Annotated in this window: 16 protein-coding genes and 1 tRNA gene; 10 read left to right on the top strand and 7 right to left on the bottom strand. The window is 54.1% G+C overall.

The genetic code is table 11. The features are described 5' to 3' along the window. Nucleotides 1–12: 12 nt before the first annotated feature. Genes ACGHAD_RS05705 through hemA form a run of 6 tightly spaced genes read right to left on the bottom strand, consistent with a single transcriptional unit; the run spans nt 13 to nt 6,611 of the window. A complete protein-coding gene (locus ACGHAD_RS05705) occupies nt 13–1,140 on the bottom strand; it encodes a M48 family metallopeptidase (RefSeq protein WP_339616264.1) in 1,128 nt (375 codons plus the stop codon). Nucleotides 1,141–1,151: 11 nt separating this feature from the next. Then, entirely contained in the window at nt 1,152–2,540 is a 1,389-nt protein-coding gene (locus tag ACGHAD_RS05700) for a YjgN family protein (RefSeq protein ID WP_382416521.1), read from the bottom strand. Between the two features lie 57 nt (nt 2,541–2,597). After that, on the bottom strand, nt 2,598–3,347 hold the full coding sequence (locus ACGHAD_RS05695; protein WP_382416647.1) for a HesA/MoeB/ThiF family protein: 750 nt from the start codon (nt 3,345–3,347) through the stop codon (nt 2,598–2,600). A 5-nt stretch (nt 3,348–3,352) separates the two neighbouring features. Next, nucleotides 3,353–4,195: a peptide chain release factor N(5)-glutamine methyltransferase gene (gene prmC / locus ACGHAD_RS05690; RefSeq protein ID WP_382416523.1), complete on the bottom strand. Its 843-nt coding sequence runs from the start codon at nt 4,193–4,195 to the stop codon at nt 3,353–3,355. After that, the gene (prfA, locus tag ACGHAD_RS05685) at nt 4,195–5,277 is read right to left on the bottom strand and encodes a peptide chain release factor 1 (RefSeq protein WP_339616267.1); all 1,083 of its coding nucleotides are present in this window, start codon (nt 5,275–5,277) and stop codon (nt 4,195–4,197) included. Before prfA ends, prmC begins: the two co-directional genes overlap by 1 nt. Next, the gene (gene hemA, locus ACGHAD_RS05680) at nt 5,277–6,611 is read right to left on the bottom strand and encodes a glutamyl-tRNA reductase (protein WP_339616268.1); all 1,335 of its coding nucleotides are present in this window, start codon (nt 6,609–6,611) and stop codon (nt 5,277–5,279) included. The genes prfA and hemA overlap by 1 nt, the downstream gene beginning before the upstream one ends. 190 nt (nt 6,612–6,801) lie before the next feature. Here hemA and ACGHAD_RS05675 point away from each other — a divergent pair, with 190 nt between their 5' ends. The 9 genes from ACGHAD_RS05675 to ychF all read left to right on the top strand — a co-directional run bounded on the left by ACGHAD_RS05675 (nt 6,802) and on the right by ychF (nt 14,872). After that, nucleotides 6,802–8,535: a tetratricopeptide repeat protein gene (locus ACGHAD_RS05675; protein ID WP_382416526.1), complete on the top strand. Its 1,734-nt coding sequence runs from the start codon at nt 6,802–6,804 to the stop codon at nt 8,533–8,535. Continuing rightward, the gene (lolB, locus tag ACGHAD_RS05670; protein ID WP_382416528.1) at nt 8,516–9,178 is read left to right on the top strand and encodes a lipoprotein insertase outer membrane protein LolB; all 663 of its coding nucleotides are present in this window, start codon (nt 8,516–8,518) and stop codon (nt 9,176–9,178) included. Before ACGHAD_RS05675 ends, lolB begins: the two co-directional genes overlap by 20 nt. Nucleotides 9,179–9,224: 46 nt before the next feature. Next, a complete protein-coding gene (gene ispE, locus ACGHAD_RS05665; protein ID WP_382416530.1) occupies nt 9,225–10,082 on the top strand; it encodes a 4-(cytidine 5'-diphospho)-2-C-methyl-D-erythritol kinase in 858 nt (285 codons plus the stop codon). Between the two features lie 8 nt (nt 10,083–10,090). Then, nucleotides 10,091–10,165, top strand: a tRNA-Gln gene (locus tag ACGHAD_RS05660). Between the two features lie 205 nt (nt 10,166–10,370). Continuing rightward, the gene (locus ACGHAD_RS05655; protein ID WP_382416649.1) at nt 10,371–11,303 is read left to right on the top strand and encodes a ribose-phosphate pyrophosphokinase; all 933 of its coding nucleotides are present in this window, start codon (nt 10,371–10,373) and stop codon (nt 11,301–11,303) included. A gap of 106 nt (nt 11,304–11,409) precedes the next feature. Continuing rightward, a complete protein-coding gene (locus ACGHAD_RS05650; RefSeq protein ID WP_339616272.1) occupies nt 11,410–12,048 on the top strand; it encodes a 50S ribosomal protein L25/general stress protein Ctc in 639 nt (212 codons plus the stop codon). Nucleotides 12,049–12,078: 30 nt separating this feature from the next. Next, complete coding sequence (pth, locus tag ACGHAD_RS05645; protein WP_382416532.1) at nt 12,079–12,660, top strand: aminoacyl-tRNA hydrolase; 582 nt, start codon at nt 12,079–12,081, stop codon at nt 12,658–12,660. Between the two features lie 93 nt (nt 12,661–12,753). Further along, complete coding sequence (locus ACGHAD_RS05640) at nt 12,754–13,725, top strand: 2OG-Fe(II) oxygenase (RefSeq protein ID WP_382416534.1); 972 nt, start codon at nt 12,754–12,756, stop codon at nt 13,723–13,725. Nucleotides 13,726–13,780: 55 nt separating this feature from the next. Then, on the top strand, nt 13,781–14,872 hold the full coding sequence (gene ychF / locus ACGHAD_RS05635; RefSeq protein WP_382416536.1) for a redox-regulated ATPase YchF: 1,092 nt from the start codon (nt 13,781–13,783) through the stop codon (nt 14,870–14,872). 499 nt (nt 14,873–15,371) lie between these two features. Here ychF and ACGHAD_RS05630 read toward each other — a convergent pair whose 3' ends face one another. Then, complete coding sequence (locus ACGHAD_RS05630) at nt 15,372–17,510, bottom strand: transporter substrate-binding domain-containing protein (RefSeq protein WP_382416537.1); 2,139 nt, start codon at nt 17,508–17,510, stop codon at nt 15,372–15,374. Nucleotides 17,511–17,747: 237 nt separating this feature from the next. On the opposite strand from ACGHAD_RS05630, the gene ACGHAD_RS05625 reads away from it, so the two are divergent. Then, nucleotides 17,748–18,257: a hypothetical protein gene (locus tag ACGHAD_RS05625; protein ID WP_382416539.1), complete on the top strand. Its 510-nt coding sequence runs from the start codon at nt 17,748–17,750 to the stop codon at nt 18,255–18,257. The last annotated feature ends 245 nt before the right edge of the window (nt 18,258–18,502 follow it).

Raw genomic sequence — 18,502 nt, 5'->3', positions numbered from 1 at the left:
ACAAATCGCTTGTTACTCAGCGGTAAAATCAATCAACCGCTGCTTTAAGCCTGGATGGGTTGATAAATAATCCTGCCATTGACTGTCGTCTTCATCGCCTCCTTCTGCGATCAGCGTTTCGCACAAGGCTAAACGCTCGGTATCCGACAACGCGTCTTCATCAACGTCCTTAGCATCATCAATCAGTTTGTTACAACGCATGCTGTCGCCCAAGCGTTGCATAAGATCGACAAATGCTTGGCGCTCGATACCAGCCTGATCTAAAAACTGGGCCGAGAACACATCCGCCTCGGTTTCGTGATCACGCGAATAAGCCAGCGTGGTCGCCAACACAGGCAAGCCGATTAGCAAGTCACCCATCGCCGTGCCATCGCCCACTAAGGCGACGTAAACAAAACCCAATACTGCGTTTTGAATCACCGCCCGCAAGCTATGTCGCTCAGCCACATGGCCGATCTCGTGGGCTAGCACGGCAATGCGCTCTTGCGCAGTTTGCGACAGCTCAATCATCTCATCGGTAAAAATAATCGTGCCGTCAGGCAAGGCAAACGCGTTGGCACCGATTTTGTCCCCGCCTTTACGAAACTCGACCTTAAGTGGCATATCGGGGTATTGCGCAAGCACCGGCTGAAACTCTGCCTGCAATTGCGCTTGACGCTCGGCACTTATCTCGCTGTCATCAAAATGGGTGCGATCCAAAATGGTTAAAGTTTCGGCGGATACCGTGTCGAGTGTGCTTTGCGGCAACTGAAACGCAATTAGCCGCGCCGTAGCGGGCACACCATAAACAGCGCCACCCACAAGCACCACAACCGCCAGCACCGCCGCCACAATCACGACGCCCAAATGAGATTCCAGTTTGTGCAACAATCCGGCAGAGGCGCCGTCAATACGTTTTTTTTGCAGCGCATCAACGGCGGCGTTATCAGTTGTTTCAAACGCCGCGCCATTGGCAAAACGCACAAATCGTGCACTATTGCCAAGGCGTGAGGATATATCCAAGTCGTTAACGTTTGCTACCACTAGCGATTCTTGCGTCACAGCATCTGTCACACAAACACTGGTGTCGCCACGCAGCGTTAATACCGCTTCACGAGACTGTGAGCTTTTACCGTCAAACCAGCGACCTTGAATATTCACAACAGGCTCCTTTACAGGCCAATTTCGATATCAAATAAATCGCCCACGCCCTCGGCTAAGGCGTTCACTTTGTCACGCTCTTGATCGGCAAACTCGTTCATATCACCGACGAACACAGCACTGGTGTATTTTGCTTTAAACCGCGCTGTTCGCACTTTAGCCCAAGGGATAAACAGGCCCAAAGTGATAACAATCAACAGGGTATTTGTCACCATTAGCCACAAATAAGGACCCAATTTCCAGTTAGCACGCAACGCATGATCTTTAAGTGTAATGGCGTTGTAATTAATATTGGCAACCTTTACCACAAAATAGGCAAAACTAACGAGGTAAACCGGCGCGAACAGCGCAGCCCCGACAAAGGGGTGCGTAACGAAGCCCAGAAAGAACGCAGCAAGACCAAGCAGGACGTACATCCCGATAACCAACAAAAACAAGAGGTAATAGCTGCCGGCCGTGGCCGAAAATTTAAACGACTGGGTGCCGTAGCCGTGATTACCGTAAATAAATTGTTTTTGTTTGAAGAACACATAAGGAGACAACAACACGATCGCAAGGATCATTGTTATATAGCCAACCACAATCGCACTCGCGATGTCGAAGATCAGCCAAACGGGTAGAAAAAATACCAATGCAAACAAAAGCCCCGACATAGGCCAAAATACAAACGCGCAAGCAGCTCCCCACGACGTGCCAGCAAAAGCAAACGGAACATTGCGGTAATTAGAGTAGCGAGCATTAAACCGCATCGATTTACAGATTACCCAGGGCAAACACACCAAAAGCAATATCCCCATCACACCGGCTGCGATAAGGCTAAGCTCACTGGCCACACTGTAAATAACAAAAAACACAAACGCGATAATACGGCCAATCAAAATCTTTACTGGGTTTGCGGTATAAGAAAAACTCGCCTCATCCAAATAGGTGTTGCCGTAAAAGTATTGTTTGTTACGCACTTTAGCCCAAGCGGAGTAAATGCCCAGCGTAATAATGGAGAGCAAGATATTCACAATCCAGATTTTAAAGTACTCAAAGCCATTGCCCGTAAACACAAAGGGGACATCTCTGGGCGCAGTCGCTGAACCGGGTTCGCCTTTAGAGGTGGTCGCGGCGGCAGGAGTAACGGGCGGTGGGGCATCCGCTGGGGCAGTGTCGACAGCTGACGGGGTTTCTTGCTGCATCTCACAGGCAACGCCCAGCGTTGCCAGCTTACTGATGTAGCTCGTTGCTTGCTCTTCACTCAGCCCTTTTTTTAAGACCCGCCCGGTATTGGCATACAGCGGTGCGGCTTGTTCTGGGGTTAGGTTAAAGGCTTTAGCAAACCCGGCCTGAGCCTGAATGTTAGTAACGCCGTCGGCAGCCCCGAGTAGAATAATTTTATAGGTTGGTGTAGCCATAAAGTTCCCTTTTTCATCGTTTTTGTGTTGTTGCTTTTAATGTGAAGCTTTTTACTTTTAGCCTCGCGTGCCGCATACCGGGCAATCCGGGTCACGAGGTAGGCGCATGTCTCGCCAAGCGCTTGTGCGGGCATCGTACAGCTGCAGCCGGCCGGTTAAACCGTCCGCGATACCGGTTAACAGCTTGATGGCCTCCAACGCTTGCACCGAACCTATCACCCCCACTAAGGGTGCCAGCACCCCGCTCTCGGCACAGCTTAAATTTTCATCGCTTTGTTCGTCGTACAAACAGCGGTAGCAAGGGCTGTTAACATCGCGCGAATCAAACACCGCCACTTGCCCCTCTAGCCGAATAGCGGCACCCGATACTAGCGGTACGCGGCACGCTACGGCGGCAGAGTTTAACGCAAAACGAGTCGAAAAGTTATCCGTACAATCTAATAATACTTGCGCGCCCTCTAATAACCCCGATACGTTATCAGAGGTTATACGGGTGCAGTGGGTTTCTACGTTAACATCTGGGTTAATAGCACCAATGCTAGCAACGGCGCTGGCGACTTTGCTCTGGCCCATGGCATGGGTTGAGTGAATCACCTGACGCTGCAAGTTTGATAACTCGACGGTATCGTCGTCAACCAACACCAAGTGGCCCACCCCCGCCGCGGCTAAATACATCGCCACCGGCGCGCCTAAACCGCCAAGGCCGGCGATGACCACACGAGCATTAAGCAGTTTAATTTGCCCCTCGATGTCTACCTCGGGCAGCATAATTTGCCGCGAGTAACGCAGCAGTTGATCATCGTTCATCTCGCTCACGGCCTTTGCCCCATGGTTACCCGGTCGCGGCCGGCTAAATCTTGATGGGTGGCAACGGCGACAAAACCGGCGGCGCTTAAGCAGTCGCGTACCGCACTGCCCTGCTGCCAACCGTGCTCTAACATTAAGTAACCGCCCACCGCCAAATGCTCACCAGCGTCTACGGTAATACGCTGAATATCGGCTAAGCCCGCGGCGGGCGCCACCAGGGCCGAGCGCGGCTCAAAGCGCACATCGCCTTGGGTTAAATGCGGGTCGGCGTCATCGATATAAGGTGGGTTGCTGACGATCAAATCGTAACGCTTACCGGTAAGCGCCGCAAACCAGTCGCTTGGCACAAATGACGCGTTGTTGATCTTCAGCCGCGCGGCATTGCTGCGCGCTAATTCGACGGCGTCCGCTACCCGGTCGACGCCGGTCAATTGCCAGTCGGGCCGCTCGCTCGCCAATGCCAAGGCGATAGCCCCGCTACCTGTGCCTAAATCGAGCACACGCAATGGACCATCCGGCACGAGCGTTAACGCCAGCTCGACCAGTAATTCGGTATCGGCGCGGGGAATTAACGTGTGGCGATTCGTCACTAGCGGCAGCGACCAAAACTCTTGGGTGCCGGTTAAATAAGCAATGGGCTCGCCTTTGGCGCGGGCGCTTATAAGTTGCGCAAACTGTGTGTGCGCCTCCGGGGAGAGCTCAGCCTCGGGCCAAGTGTATAAGTGCACGCGCGTTTTTTGCAGCACAAAGGCCAACAACACCTCGGCATCGAGCCGCGCGCTATCGCTGGCAGGCAGTTGCGCCTGCGCCCAGCGAAGCGCTTGCTGTAAGGTTAAAGCCGCCTCCACTATTCTGCCAAAGCGGCTAACTGGTCGGCCTGAAACTCGTGGGTTAACGGCTGAATGACTTCACCCAACGCGCCTTGCATCACCTCATCAAGCTTGTACAAGGTTAAGTTAATTCGATGATCGGTCACCCGCCCTTGCGGGTAATTGTAGGTGCGAATACGCTCGGAGCGATCGCCGCTACCGACCAGCGACTTACGCTCTTCGGCGATAGACGCCGCCGCGTTTTCTTCTTGCGAGCTTTTAAGTTTTGCCGCCAGCAGTGACATAGCGCGAGCACGGTTTTTGTGTTGCGAGCGCTCATCCTGACACTCGACCACCACCCCGCTTGGGATGTGGGTAATACGAATCGCCGAGTCGGTTTTGTTAACGTGCTGACCACCGGCGCCCGAGGCGCGAAAGGTATCCACTTTAATATCGTTTTTGTTGATGGCCACTTCATCCAACTCATCGGCCTCGGGCATCACCGCCACGGTGCACGCCGACGTGTGAATGCGGCCCTGGGATTCTGTCTCGGGTACACGTTGTACCCGGTGCGCACCGGACTCAAACTTTAAGCTGGCGTACACATTGGCGCCACTCACGCGGGTAATTAACTCCTTATAGCCACCGTGCTCGCCAAGGTTTTCACTCAGCACTTCAATGCGCCAACCGCGCTGCTCGCAATAGCGCGAGTACATGCGGAACAAATCGCCCGAAAAAATCGCCGCTTCATCGCCACCGGTGCCGGCGCGAATTTCCAAAAACACGTTTTTGTCGTCGTTCGGGTCTTTTGGCAACAGCAACATTTGCAGCTCGGCTTCGAGCTCGGCTTTTGTTTCACCGGCGGAGTCTATCTCTTCGCGCGCCATTTCGCGCATCTCCGGATCGCCTTCATCCAGCATCGATTGCGCTTCGGCTAAATCTTCTAACACCGTGCGGTAACGATCGTACGAGGCAATTAACGGCTCAAGCTCGGCGTATTCTTTAGACAAATCGCGAAATTTATTTTGATCGCTAATAACATCGGCATCGGAAAGCAGTGCGCTAACCTCTTCGTTGCGCTCACTTAATCTATCCAGCTTTTCTAAAATAGAGGCTTTCATTATGTCTCGCTTTCATCCGCGTTGTGGGGGTCGGTCGTCGCGTTATTTAACGGACTAACCACGCCCGATTGCTGCTCAATATCGTCTTCGGTAATGGCAAACAACCGGTGTGCGATTCGCACTGTCTCGTACTCACCATTGGCACTCGCCTCGCGCAAAGCTGTGGTCGGCGCGTGGAGTAACTTATTCGTTAAATTGCGAGCTAACTGCGCCAGGGCTTTATCTGGCTCGGCGCCGCTTTGCAGTAATTTAAGCGCTTTTTCCAGCTCTTGGGTGCGCAATTCATCGGCCTTAGAGCGGTAAGCTTTAATGGTATCCACCGCGTCCATCGCCCGCAGCTCACGGGAGAACGCAGCGATGCCTTGCTCGATAATACCTAGGGCATCATCGGCGGCTTCGGCCCGGCTTTTTTTGTTTTGTTCAATAACCACGTGTAAGTCATCGACGGTGTATAAATACACATCGTCTAACTCACCCACTTGCTCTTCGATATCACGCGGCACGGCGATATCCAGCATAAACATAGGCTTGTGCTTGCGCTTTTTTAAGGCTGTCTCGACCGCACCTTTGCCCAGCAAAGGCAATTGGCTGGCCGTGGACGAAATTACAATATCGGCTCGCGGTAAGCAGGCCGGAATATCCGCCAGCAACACGGCCTCACCACCAAAGCGTTCGGCCAGCTTTTGCGCCCGGCCCAAGGTGCGGTTGGCCACAATAATGTGCTTAATGCCCTGCTCGGCCAAATGCTGAGCCACCAGCTCGATGGTTTCGCCGGCGCCAATAAGCAGCGCGGTATCTTGCTTTAAATCTGAGAAAATCCGCTGCGCTAAGGTGACCGCGGTATAAGCCACCGACACCGGATTTTGGCCAATGGCGGTTTGCGTACGCACTTGCTTTGCCACCGCAAACGCCTGCTGAAACGCGCGGCGTAAATGTGCGCCCAACGCGCCCGCCTCTTCGGAGGTGGCATAGGCGGACTTCATTTGTCCTAAAATTTGCGGCTCGCCCAACACCAGCGAGTCCAGCCCACCGGCGACTTTCATCATATGGCGCAGGGCTTGATCACCGGCGTACAAATAGTGACACTCGGCCAATTCATCTTTTGAGACACTCGAATGGCCCACGAGCCAATCCAGCAGTACACTTGGCTCTTGTTGGCTGTGTAAATACAGCTCGGTACGATTACAGGTCGACAAAATTACCGCCTCATCGGCACCCGCCTGGCTTTTTAAGGCCAACAGTGCCGCGACGGCCGCATCCGGCGCAAACGCTACCCGCTCGCGAATATGCAGAGGGGCGGTTGTATGATTGATGCCAAAAGCCAATAATGTCATGCAGTTTGGGTCATTACCGATACAAGATTCAAAGGGCGTCATTGTCCAGCTAGCAAAGCCTGCTGACAAGTAGCATTTTATCACGGACTGGCCAATGCCCTGTCATATGAACGCTTTACCCCCCGAAACACACCACGGCGGGACCCAAGAAAGCATCGTGCTGAACCTGTTTTACGTTTAGGAAGCGAACATGAAAGCCGTACATTTAACGATTTATGCCACCGTGCTTAGCGGCCTACTGGGTTGTGCCCAGCAGCCAACGCCAGAAATCGCGCCCCCGGAGCCCAAGCCGACTGCCGCCGTTGCGCCGGAGCCACTGCCTGCCCGGCCGTTCACCAGCGACACGCTATACGCCTTACTGAGCGCCGAGCTAGCCGGCAGCCGTGGTCGTCTGGACGTCTCCCTGGCCAACTACTTACAACAGGCCAATCAAACTCAAGACCCGCAAGTAGCTGAGCGCGCTTACATGATTGCCCGTTATATGGGGGTAGATGAGGCGATCTTAACCTCATCTACGTTATGGGCTGACGCCGCGCCCGACAACCAAGACGCGCAGGCGGCGGCGATTTTGGCGCAAATTGATGCCGGCCACTTACTCGAGGCCCTAGAGCGCACCCGCGGCGCCCATACCCGCGACAACGGTGCCCTTCTGCAAAGCATTGCGGCCAACGCGGCAACCGCGACCGACACCCAGCGCGAAGTTCTGCTAGAGCAATACGAGCAACTACTGGCCGAGCAACCCAACAATGTGCCACTACTGATCGGCACCGGTTTGCTGCACCAGCAGCAGGGCGATTTAGACGGCGCCCTAACGATAGCCAAGCGCGCCCGTGAACTAGCGCCCGACAACGTGCCGGCGTTGATACTCAGCAGCGGTTTATTGCACCAGCGCGGCGATAACGCCGCCGCCCTCAAGCTGGTCAACGATCAGCTAAAACTCGCCCCCAATAACACTCGCTTGCGTCTGCAGTATGCGCGGTTGTTGACATTTGAGCATTTAGATCAGGCGCAGCAGCAATTTCAGCAACTGGTTGATGCCAACCCCCGCGACCCCGAGCTGCTGATGGCGTTAGCACTGGTAGCCGAGGAGCGCGGCGACACTGACACAGCCGCCGCCAGTTATCGAGACCTTCTGGATATCGATCAACAGGCCGACGGTGCGCATTTTTATCTGGGCAAGCTGGCCGAGCAAAACGACGAGCCAGAGCTGGCCATTGAGCACTATCGCCAAGTGCAAGTGGGCGAAGACTTCTCGCGAGCCGCCGCCCGGGTACTGTCGATTTACTTGCAACTCGACCAACCGGCCAGCGCCGAAAGTTTTTACCAACAACTGCGCCACGACTTACCCGAACAACACGAGCGCTTAGCCCTGCTGTACAGTCAAAGCTTACTGGAAGCTGGCGAGGACGAATTAGCAATCGCCGTTTTAGGGCGAGCACTGCAAGAAGCCCCCAACAGTGGCAGCCTGCTATACGCGCGCAGCATGCTGCACGAGCGTTTAGGCCGCATCGATTTAGCCGAGGCCGACCTGCGCAACATTTTGGAGTACGACCCCAACAACGCGCCCGCCCTCAATGCGCTGGGCTACATTCTGGCCGATCAAACTGAACGCTACGCCGAGGCCTACGACTACATTAAACGCGCATTAGAACAACAGCCCAACGACCCGGCCACCATCGACAGCATGGGCTGGGTACAATACAAACTCGGCAACCTAGAGCAGGCGCAACAATATTTAGAGCAGGCCATGGAGCTTTACCCCGACGACGAAATTGCCGCACATCTGGGCGAGGTGTTGTGGGTATCGGGCCAGCGCGAAGCCGCCCTTAATATTTGGCGCAGCGGGCTCGAACTAGAGCCACAAAGCCGCTACATCCTACGCACCCTACAACGCCTAAAAATAGATGCCGACACACCAATTTAACGCCACTGTGCGCGCCGTTAAAACCACTGCCGCACTGCTGGCCATACTGCTACTAAGCCACTGTGCACAAACGCCCGGCCCGGCCCCCACCGAGCCGGTCAACTCACTTGCGCACGAGCAACGCTTGCGCACGATTAAGCAGTGGCACTTAAAAGCCAAAGCCGGACTGCGCTCGCCGGCGCAAAACGGCTCGGCGCGACTCGACTGGCAGCAAAACCCAGACGATTTTTACATCAGTTTATCGGGCCCACTGGGACAGGGCCGGGTAGCGCTTAACGGCGACCCCAACAGTGTCACCTTGACCCAACCCGATGCAGAACCACTGCGGGCCGCAAGCGCCGAGGCGCTGCTGTACCAACAAACTGGCTGGGAGCTACCCGTTAGCCTTCTTACAGATTGGCTACTGGGGTTGCCAGCACAAACGCTACCCATCGACAACTTAACCCGCGACCATAACGGCTTGTTAAAAACACTCAACCAAGCCGGCTGGCAGCTGTCTTACTCGGGCTACCAAGCGGTAAACGATGTTTTTTTGCCCGGTAAAATCATCGCTACCCGCGAGCTTGATGATAAGCAATCTATGCGCTTGGTCATCGCCGTGTACGACTGGCAAACAACCCAAGCAAACGCCACGCACCAGTAACTGGCCCGCTCCTACATAAACTTCAATATCACGCAGCACTATAGCCATGACTGATACTCTCACCCTCACCTCACCGGCCAAGCTCAATTTGTTTTTGCATATCAACGGACGCCGCGCGGATGGCTACCACAATTTGCAAACGCTATTTCAGCTACTCGACACCGGTGATCAACTAACGTTTCGTGCGCGCCAAGACGACACCATAACCATCGCGCCCGATTTACCGGGTGTGGCGCCCACGGAAAATTTAATTTACCGCGCCGCCATCGCCTTACAGGCCAACATGGAGGCGCGCGGTCTGCCCCAAATGGGCGCCGACATACACCTGGACAAACGCCTACCAATGGGCGGCGGTATTGGCGGCGGCAGCTCAAACGCCGCCACCACGCTCATTGGCCTTAACCATTTATGGCGCGCTGGCAGCTCACGCAAAGCCCTAATGGAAATCGGCCGCACCCTCGGGGCAGACGTACCAGTATTTGTTCAGGGCCAATCGGCCTGGGCCGAGGGCATAGGCGAACAGCTAACCCCCATGTTACTGCCCGAAAAATGGTTTTTAGTGCTTTGCCCTGATTGCCATGTAAGCACCCGTGAAGTTTTTTGCCACAAAGATTTGACAAGAGACACACGCCCCATTAAAGTAGCGGCCTTCTCGCAGGGGGGCTCTCAAAACGATTGCCAATCTCTGGTTAGGTCGCTTTATAAAGAAGTAGATAAAGCACTGATTTGGTTGAAGAAATTTTCTAACCATGCGAGAATGACCGGAACAGGAGCGTGCGTATTTGCCGCCTTTGATTCAGCCGCTAAAGCCGAGCAAGTATTTGCTCAACGACCAGCGGGCATGACCGGATTTATCGGTCGCGGAATCAACAAGGCGCCATACTACAACCTGATTCCTGATTAAGTTGCTACTGGGGCGTAGCCAAGCGGTAAGGCAGCGGGTTTTGATCCCGTCATGCGAAGGTTCGAATCCTTCCGCCCCAGCCATTTTTCAAAGCGACGCGGTACCCTTGGCACAACATTCTGCCGCTTGAGCTTCTAGGCACTTCTTTATTACCTACCTCGCTCTGGCAGTCGCCGGGTTATCATCGCCACACTGCGCTAAGCGCGGTGTTTTTGTATTGCCCTTTGTAAAATTAAGAGCAAACAACCCGAACAGCTGACAAAAAAGGTACCTGACGTGACAGACTTAATGGTCTTTACCGGCAATGCCAACCCCGATTTGGCGCAAAGAATTGTCGATCATTTGGGTATGAGTCTCGGCGACGTTTCCGTCTCCCAGTTCAGCGATGGCGAAGTAGCCGTCGAGCTTAACGTCAATGTTCGCGGTAGGGATGTTTTTGTGGTGCAGCCAACTTGCGCGCCCACCAACGACAACCTAATCGAGCTGATTGTGATGGTCGACGCCCTGCGTCGCGCATCGGCCGGCCGTATTACGGCGGTGGTCCCCTACTTTGGTTACGCCCGCCAAGATCGTCGCGTGCGCTCGGCCCGGGTGCCCATTACCGCCAAGGTTGTGGCCGACATGATGGTTGGCGCCGGCATCGACCGCTTGCTAACGGTCGACCTTCACGCCGAACAAATTCAGGGCTTTTTTGATGTTCCCGTCGACAACGTCTACGGCTCGCCAGTGCTGCTGGAGGACATCGAAAAACAACAGTTTAAAGATTTGGTGGTTGTCTCTCCAGATATCGGCGGTGTGGTTCGCGCCCGCGCCGTGGCCAAGCAACTAGGCGTGGATCTGGCGATTATCGATAAACGCCGCCCCAGCGCCAATGTTGCCGAAGTTATGAACATTATCGGTGAGATCGAAGGCCGCACCTGCTTACTGGTCGATGACATGGTCGATACCGCTGGCACTTTGTGCAACGCGGCTCGCGCCCTTAAAAAGCAAGGCGCCACCAAGGTTATTGCCTACGCCACACACCCGGTACTATCGGGTAAAGCGGCCGAAAATTTAGATAACTCTGAGCTGGATGAGCTGGTGGTAACCGACTCTATCCCGCTGAGCGATGCCATTAAGCAGTGCGGTAAAGTGCGCACCTTAACGCTATCGCGCATGTTGGCTGAGGCGGTGCGCCGCCTTAGCAATGAAGAATCTCTAAGCGCCATGTTCCGCGAGTAACCACTCGCCAGCATCGTTTAGATAACCCGCCGCACCAGCGGCTAAAACCAATCCACGAAACGTTCTGGTCGCGGACCTTCGTGGTTTTACCTTAAAGGAAACTCTCATGAGTGAAGATTTTATTTTGAATGCAGAAGGTCGTGACGACTTAGGGAAAGGTGCGAGCCGCCGCCTGCGTCGTTTGGCCGGTCTGGTTCCCGGTATCGTTTACGGTGGCCGTAAAAACCCCGTCAACATTACCGTTAGCCACAAAGAGCTTACCAAGCACCTAGAAAGCGAAGCGTTTTTCTCACACATCATCAGCTTGGTTATCGATGGCAAAGCCGAAGACGTGATTTTAAAAGATCTACAACGTCACCCGGCTAAAGCGCAGCTGATTCACGCTGACTTTATGCGTGTTTCTAAAACCAAGAAGCTGAACACCAGCGTACCACTGCACTTCTTAAACGAAGAAACCAGCGTTGGCGTTAAAACCCAAGGCGGCAACATCGTGCACAACATGGTACAGCTGGAAGTTAGCTGTCTGCCTGCCGACCTGCCTGAGTTTATCGAAGTGGATCTGGCTAAAGTTGAGCTGGGCCAAGTGGTACACATCTCTGACATTAAATTGCCAAAAGGTGTTACCTCGGTTGCTCTGTCACACGGCGAAGATCACGATCTGCCCGTTGTTGCCATCAACAAGCCTAAAGGCGCTACTGCTGATGATGCAGAAGACGCAGAAGAAGGTGAAGCCGACAGCGAATAAGCATTCGCTTTCAGCTAAAGGCGCAGCGTTATGGATACACCGGTTGACTTAATTGTAGGCTTGGGCAACCCCGGCCCAGATTACCACCGGACTCGCCATAACGCTGGTGCCGACTTGGTGTCTGAACTGGCTCGCCAGTCAGGCGCCAGTCTCTCCCCCGATAAAAAGTTTTTTGGTGATACCGCCCGCGTTAACATCGGCGGCCGCAATGTTCACCTGCTTATACCAAACACCTTTATGAACCGCAGCGGTAAAGCCATCGCCGCGCTCGCGCTGTTCTACAAAATTCCTCCGCAGGCGATTTTGGTTGCTCACGATGAGCTAGACCTTCCCCCCGGTGTTGCCCGATTAAAAATCGGTGGCGGCCACGGTGGGCACAATGGCTTGCGCGACACCGTTAGTGCGCTGGGCAACAGTAAAGACTTTGCCCGCATACGCCTTGGCGTGGGCCACCCGGGGTCGGCCGCGCAAGTAACCGGCCACGTACTTAAGCGTGCCCCACAAAGCGAACAACAGCTCATCGACGACGCCATCGATCGCGCCATTGACGCCCTACCCGACGCGGTAGCAGGTCAATGGAACAAGGCTATGCACCAACTGCACAGCCAGTAAACGTCATTTGAGTTGCCCGGCCTAACGCACTATGCGATCCTAGCCGCGCTTGATCTGCCATTCACAATACCGTGTGTACAGAGAGGATTTACCATGTCCGAGCCCGTTAAGGCACCAGACATTCTGAGTGAAACAACGAGGAGTGCCACGGAATCTCTTGCAGATCAGTTCAGTCACGCCAAGCCTTTTCGGCACTTGGTGATTGATAACTTCTTTACCCCCGAATTCTGTCAATCACTGCTGGACAAGTTTCCCGGCTTTGACGACAAACACGCCCGTGACGAAAACGGTAACATTGGCCGTAAAGCAACCTACGACCGGGTACGCAGCTTAGGCACACCCTATGTCACCCTAGACGATACCGTTAAGTCACCCGACTTTTTAGCTTGGGTCAGCCAGATTACCGGCATTCCCGAGTTACTGTACGACCCTAATTATTTTGGTGGCGGCACCCACGAGAACCGCCACGGCCAAGATCTAGACCCGCACGTCGATTTTAATAAGCACCCCACCAGCGGCCATTACCGTCGTTTAAACTTAATCGTTTACCTAAACCACGAGTGGCAAGACGATTGGGGCGGTGCGATTGAGTTTCATAAAAACCCCAGGCTTGAACCGGAACAAAACGACATCACCAAGGTAACCCCGCTGTTTAATCGCTGTGTTATTTTTGAGACAACCTTTTGGTCCTGGCACGGTTTTGAGCGCATCAACCTGCCAGAAGGTGACAGCGACAGTCGCTCGCGTAAATCCGTGGCACTGTATTTTTACAGCGCCGAGCGCCCCAAAGAAGAGATGGTTAAACCGCACTCGACCATTTACGTCGAGCGCCCGCTGCCGGAGCACATCCAACCCGGCCACACGTTAAGCGATGACGATTACCAACGTATTAAAGTATTGCTGACACGTCGCGATCAGCACCTGGAGCGGTTATACAACAATATCTCGAGCCTTACCGCACACGCCGAAGGGCTTGAGCACCGGCTAAACAGCCAAACAGGGGCGAGCGGTGATCCGCGCTGGAAGCGTTTCGCCAGGCGGATCAAAGCAAAATTAATGGACTAAGGCTGCGGCCCGGTCTCGATCATCAAACACATTTATATTTAAAAGTAGGTTATTTATGGGCTTTAAATGCGGAATCGTCGGCCTGCCGAACGTAGGTAAATCCACCCTGTTTAACGCACTAACGGATGCCGGCATTGGTGCAGAAAACTTTCCCTTTTGTACCATCGAGCCCAACGCCGGGATCGTTGCGGTGCCCGATCCGCGCCAAGACAAATTGGCCGAGATTGTCAAACCTGAGAAAGTGATCCCCACCACCATGGAGTTTGTGGATATCGCAGGTCTGGTGGCCGGCGCCTCTAAGGGTGAAGGCTTGGGTAATAAATTTTTGGCCAATATTCGCGAGACCGACGCCATTGCTCACGTGGTGCGCTGCTTTGAGGACGAGAATGTAATTCACGTTGATGGCGGCATTAACCCCGCCAGCGATATTGACGTAATCAATACCGAGCTGGCACTGGCCGATTTAGAAACCGTCGAGAAAGCTCACCTGCGCTTTAGCAAAGCCGCCAAAGGCCAAGACAAAAACGCCATCGTCATGAAGGCACTGCTGGAAAAAATTCAGCCGCATTTAGATGAAGCCAAGCCGCTGCGCTCGTTCGATTTAACCGATGACGAAACCAAGCAGCTGCGTGAGCTGTCGCTGATGACCTTAAAGCCCACCATGTACATCGCCAATGTGTCGGAAGATGGCTTTGAAAACAACCCGCACCTAGATACCGTACGCGCCATTGCCGCCGCCGAAAACGCCGTGGTTGTGCCTATTTGCAACAAACTTGAGGCCGAAGTAGCCGAGCTGGACGACGACGAAAAAATCGAGTTCTTACAAGGCTTAGGCATGGACGAGCCCGGCTTAAACCGCGTGATTCGCGGCGGCTACGAGCTGCTCGGCCTGCACACCTACTTTACCGCTGGCGTAAAAGAAGTACGTGCCTGGACCATCCCCGTTGGCGCCACCGCGCCACAGGCCGCCGGTAAAATTCACACAGATTTCGAGAAAGGCTTTATCCGCGCCGAAGTAGTCAGCTATGACGATTTTGTTGAATTAAACGGCGAACAAGGCGCAAAAGATGCGGGTAAGTGGCGCCTGGAAGGCAAGGAATATATCGTCAAAGATGGCGATGTGGTGCATTTTAGGTTTAATGTTTAGTCAGTGGTAGAGCGTCTGATGGCGAATGTCTGAAGTCGGACGCGTTATAAAACACGTAAGGACGGAGCTTTGGATTCGCCCTTTGTGGTTATGGGCGTGGTAAAATTTTCTTGTCGTTCCCGACCCCGATCGGAAATCCAGCGTCTTCCTGGTCAGGGTCACTCCACACGTCAAAGCATCCGGCATCAGACTTCCGTCGTCCGACCACTCGCCTTTTATATCGTCAAAGCCACTGGATCTCGTGTCGCCGCTTCGCCCTGCACGAGATGACGCTGTAGCAAGGCGAAGATTACCCAGTTAAAACCTTTCTCGTCACTCCCGACTCCGATCGGGAATCTAGTGTCTGCTTGATCAGGGCCACGCCAAAGCATCAGACATCCGTCGTCCAGCATTACCCCCTCCGTCATTCTCGACCCCGATCGGGAATCCAGCGTCTGCCTAGTCAGGGTCACTCCACAGCATCCGACTTCAGACGTCAGCCTTCCGACCTATCCACCCCCTACTGCGCCGACAAATACCCTCGATACCGCTCGCGAATATTGCGCACGTATTGCACCGGCTCGGTGCCGCGCACATAACCAAAGCGGGCCTTGCTGGAATACTCTTTGCGCGACAACAACAGCATAGCGCGCTCGACATTATCAAACCACACATCAGGGTCCCAGCCCTTTTGACGGGCTAAACGGCGGGCGTCCTGTACGTGGCCAAAGCCGGCGTTGTAGGCGGCCAGCGCAAACCATAGCCGCTCATCCAACGGCAAGTGATCTTCAAACCGGTCGCGCGTCCAGTCGAGGTAAGTCACCCCGGCCTCAATACCCGAGGCCGCATCAAACGGTATCGAATAGCCCAACTCTTTGGCGGTGCTGGGCAATACTTGCAACAAACCCCGCGCCCCCGCGTAAGAGCGCGCGTCGGGTTTAAAGCGGCTCTCTTGGTACATTTGCGCCACAATTAATCGCCAGTCAAATTGGTAATTTTTTCCCAGCGGTTTTACGTAGTCATCGTAGGGCGATAAGCCGTCGGCAAAGGTTAAACGCTCGCCCTGATATTTACCGATGCGCTCTTCGTTTTTAAAATATTTGTTGTAGGTAACATTAAAAAATAAGCCGCGATACTGCCGGTTTAAAAATTCATTCAGCGAGGCTAGCAGCTTTGGGTTTGTCGGGCGCACGGCCCATGCATGCTGCTCTTGCGGCAATTCAAACCCAGCCAGTAGGCCCTCGGCAAAACGCTGCTCAATAGCCACTAAATGGCTATCGGCAATGGTGGCATCAAAGCGGCCCTCGGCGACCCCCATTAAAATTTCGGTGCTCGATAAGTCTTCGTCGGGTGCGGTTAAGGTAAAATCCACGCCACCGGCTTTAAACCGCTCGGCACTTTGCCAGTAGGCGTGTTGCGGGTTAATAACCAACGTGCGGCCCGTTACGTCAGCCAGCTCATCCAAAGCCGGGCGCGGCTTAGCGCTAACCAACTGCTCCGACACTTTGTTATAAAAGCGGGTAAATGCTACACGCTCGGCGCGCTTGGGCGTTACCGTCATGGCCGCGGCAATCACATCGCCACGCCCGGCGTTAAGCCAATCGATAGGGTCGACATCCGGCGGCGCGACTTCTACCTCTAAGCGAAGGTTTTGTTCACTGGCGTACTGTTTTAGTAAGTCATACTCAAACCCCATCAAGTCGCCGCGCCACATAAAATAACTGGCCGGGTTGTTGCGGGTAATCATGCGAATCACACCGCGCTTTTTAATCTCGGCTAAGTCATCGGTGCGATAATCAATGCTCGAGGCATCAATGGTATGGCGGGTTAAATATTGGTTTAAGTGCGAGCGCAACTGCTCGGCGCGAGTACGTATCGCCCAGGCCACCGGCCGCGTCGGCGACACCGACAAGCCCAACGCAAAATCATCGCGGTACTGGGTTAGCGACTCAGCGACATTATCATCCAACACAGTCGCATCAAAGCGGCCGCTCACCACCATATCCACCAACGTATCCGGGTTGCCATCGTGGGGCTGTACCGTAACGTTAAACCCAAGCTCGGGGTTCTCGCGCGCTAGGCGCGCCATGGTTTGCTGATACGACGACCCCGCTGGCACAACAATCGAGAGCGCCGCCAACTGCGCCAAGCTCTCAACCTCGGCCGCGCCTGCCGGTGTCACCACTCGCTCCGTCGCCCGCGACAAAGGTAGCGAGAAAGCCACCTGCAACTCCCGCTCCGCCGTACGAGTCATATGGTTAACAATTAAGTCCCCCTCGCCCTGCTGCAGCGCCGGGATCAGCTCGGCCAGCGAATCCTTAACAATCCACTCGGGCCGCAAACCATTATCGCGCGCAAACGCCTCGGCCAAGTCGCGAAAACCATCGGTGGGCATCCCCGTGCGAGGCAGCCCCCTATACTCGCGGCGCGGCACCAGCAAACGCAGCACCCCGCGTTTTTTTATCGCCGGCCAATCGCCGGTTTCGGTGTAATTGTTAAACGCTGCGGCTTCAGTGTCAGCCGCCCGCGATGACGCCGTGGCGTTAGCGCCCTGCTCGTCATTGGGTGAGCAGGCGCTTACCCCCAGCAATAGCGCGAGGGCAAGTAAACAATAAAAGATGGGGCTACGAGATAAACGAGGTGTCAGCAGTATATTCATAAACAAAATATACCACGGGGTGTGGCCTGGGGACTATGCACCGTTAGAGCGTTCAGGCTCGTCACCAGTAACCGGCCGCTAACGTAAGCGTGCGCTCAGGCAGCCTCGGCGGTTACACTTTTGTATCTGGCATTACGCTGCGTGACCCACATCACAGCAGCCAATGCGGTGTAAAACGTACCCTAGTTCGGCTTTAGTTTGGCACTTTTACTTTGTATTTATCATGGAGATCATCCAATGAAATGGACTACCCCCTTGCTTAGCGCTGTATTCGCTTTAGTGTTTATATCTACTCCCGCCACCGCCGACGAGCCACTAACCATGGAGCTTATTCAGCGAATTTCAGCAACCTCTACCGAGCTAGGGCCCATCGAAAACAGGATGGGTGAATTTTCGGATTTAGAAGCGTTCGCCGATTACGATGACCCGGCTGATATCATGTTACTTAGCAACACCAAACAAGACCAATTATTTGAAGCTGGCCTGAAAGAGCAAGGCCTTTATGACAAAGCTGAAGCCATACTGGACAACCAGAGCTGGGACAGCTACGGCGATTACGTACGGAATAAAATGCGGATTGGCCTTCTGGTGATACATAAACTTAAAGGGACTGAGCTGCCCGCCGCCGGAAGCGAAAAAACGGCAATGTTGCTAAAACAAATGCCCCCGAGTAAAGCGGACATAGACTTTGTCGACAAAAACTGGGAAAAAATAATCCCCGAGCTCCAGGCGATGAATCGCTCCTAAATATTGCGAACACATTTCCGGCACAATTATTGTTGGTTACTTAAGTTACACAAAAAGCCCCGTAGCAAGCTACGGGGCTTTTTGCTTCCTACGATCAACACCTGGTTAGCGCTGCCTCTAGTGGGCATTAAGCTTTACTCGGGGGCATTTGATCATGCTTGACTCCTTCCGGTTTTATTTTGTATCCGTTTTTTATTAGGGCCGGGCGTGTTATTGCTGGCTCGTCAGGTAGCCCAAGCTTACCC

This window comes from Gilvimarinus japonicus (assembly GCF_042847215.1).
GTDB lineage: Bacteria > Pseudomonadota > Gammaproteobacteria > Pseudomonadales > Cellvibrionaceae > Gilvimarinus > Gilvimarinus japonicus.
This window is presented reverse-complemented; position numbering and strand designations above follow the sequence as displayed.

Coding starts and splice junctions, on each gene's coding strand:
- ACGHAD_RS05625 (WP_382416539.1), top strand. CDS start 17,748: ATGAAATGGACTACCCCCTTGCTTAGCGCTGTATTCGCTTTAGTGTTT.
- prfA (WP_339616267.1), bottom strand. CDS start 5,277: ATGAAAGCCTCTATTTTAGAAAAGCTGGATAGATTAAGTGAGCGCAAC.
- ispE (WP_382416530.1), top strand. CDS start 9,225: ATGACTGATACTCTCACCCTCACCTCACCGGCCAAGCTCAATTTGTTT.
- ACGHAD_RS05695 (WP_382416647.1), bottom strand. CDS start 3,347: ATGAACGATGATCAACTGCTGCGTTACTCGCGGCAAATTATGCTGCCC.
- ACGHAD_RS05700 (WP_382416521.1), bottom strand. CDS start 2,540: ATGGCTACACCAACCTATAAAATTATTCTACTCGGGGCTGCCGACGGC.
- ACGHAD_RS05675 (WP_382416526.1), top strand. CDS start 6,802: ATGAAAGCCGTACATTTAACGATTTATGCCACCGTGCTTAGCGGCCTA.
- lolB (WP_382416528.1), top strand. CDS start 8,516: ATGCCGACACACCAATTTAACGCCACTGTGCGCGCCGTTAAAACCACT.
- ACGHAD_RS05655 (WP_382416649.1), top strand. CDS start 10,371: ATGGTCTTTACCGGCAATGCCAACCCCGATTTGGCGCAAAGAATTGTC.
- pth (WP_382416532.1), top strand. CDS start 12,079: ATGGATACACCGGTTGACTTAATTGTAGGCTTGGGCAACCCCGGCCCA.
- ACGHAD_RS05640 (WP_382416534.1), top strand. CDS start 12,754: ATGTCCGAGCCCGTTAAGGCACCAGACATTCTGAGTGAAACAACGAGG.
- hemA (WP_339616268.1), bottom strand. CDS start 6,611: ATGACATTATTGGCTTTTGGCATCAATCATACAACCGCCCCTCTGCAT.
- ACGHAD_RS05630 (WP_382416537.1), bottom strand. CDS start 17,510: ATGAATATACTGCTGACACCTCGTTTATCTCGTAGCCCCATCTTTTAT.
- ychF (WP_382416536.1), top strand. CDS start 13,781: ATGGGCTTTAAATGCGGAATCGTCGGCCTGCCGAACGTAGGTAAATCC.
- ACGHAD_RS05650 (WP_339616272.1), top strand. CDS start 11,410: ATGAGTGAAGATTTTATTTTGAATGCAGAAGGTCGTGACGACTTAGGG.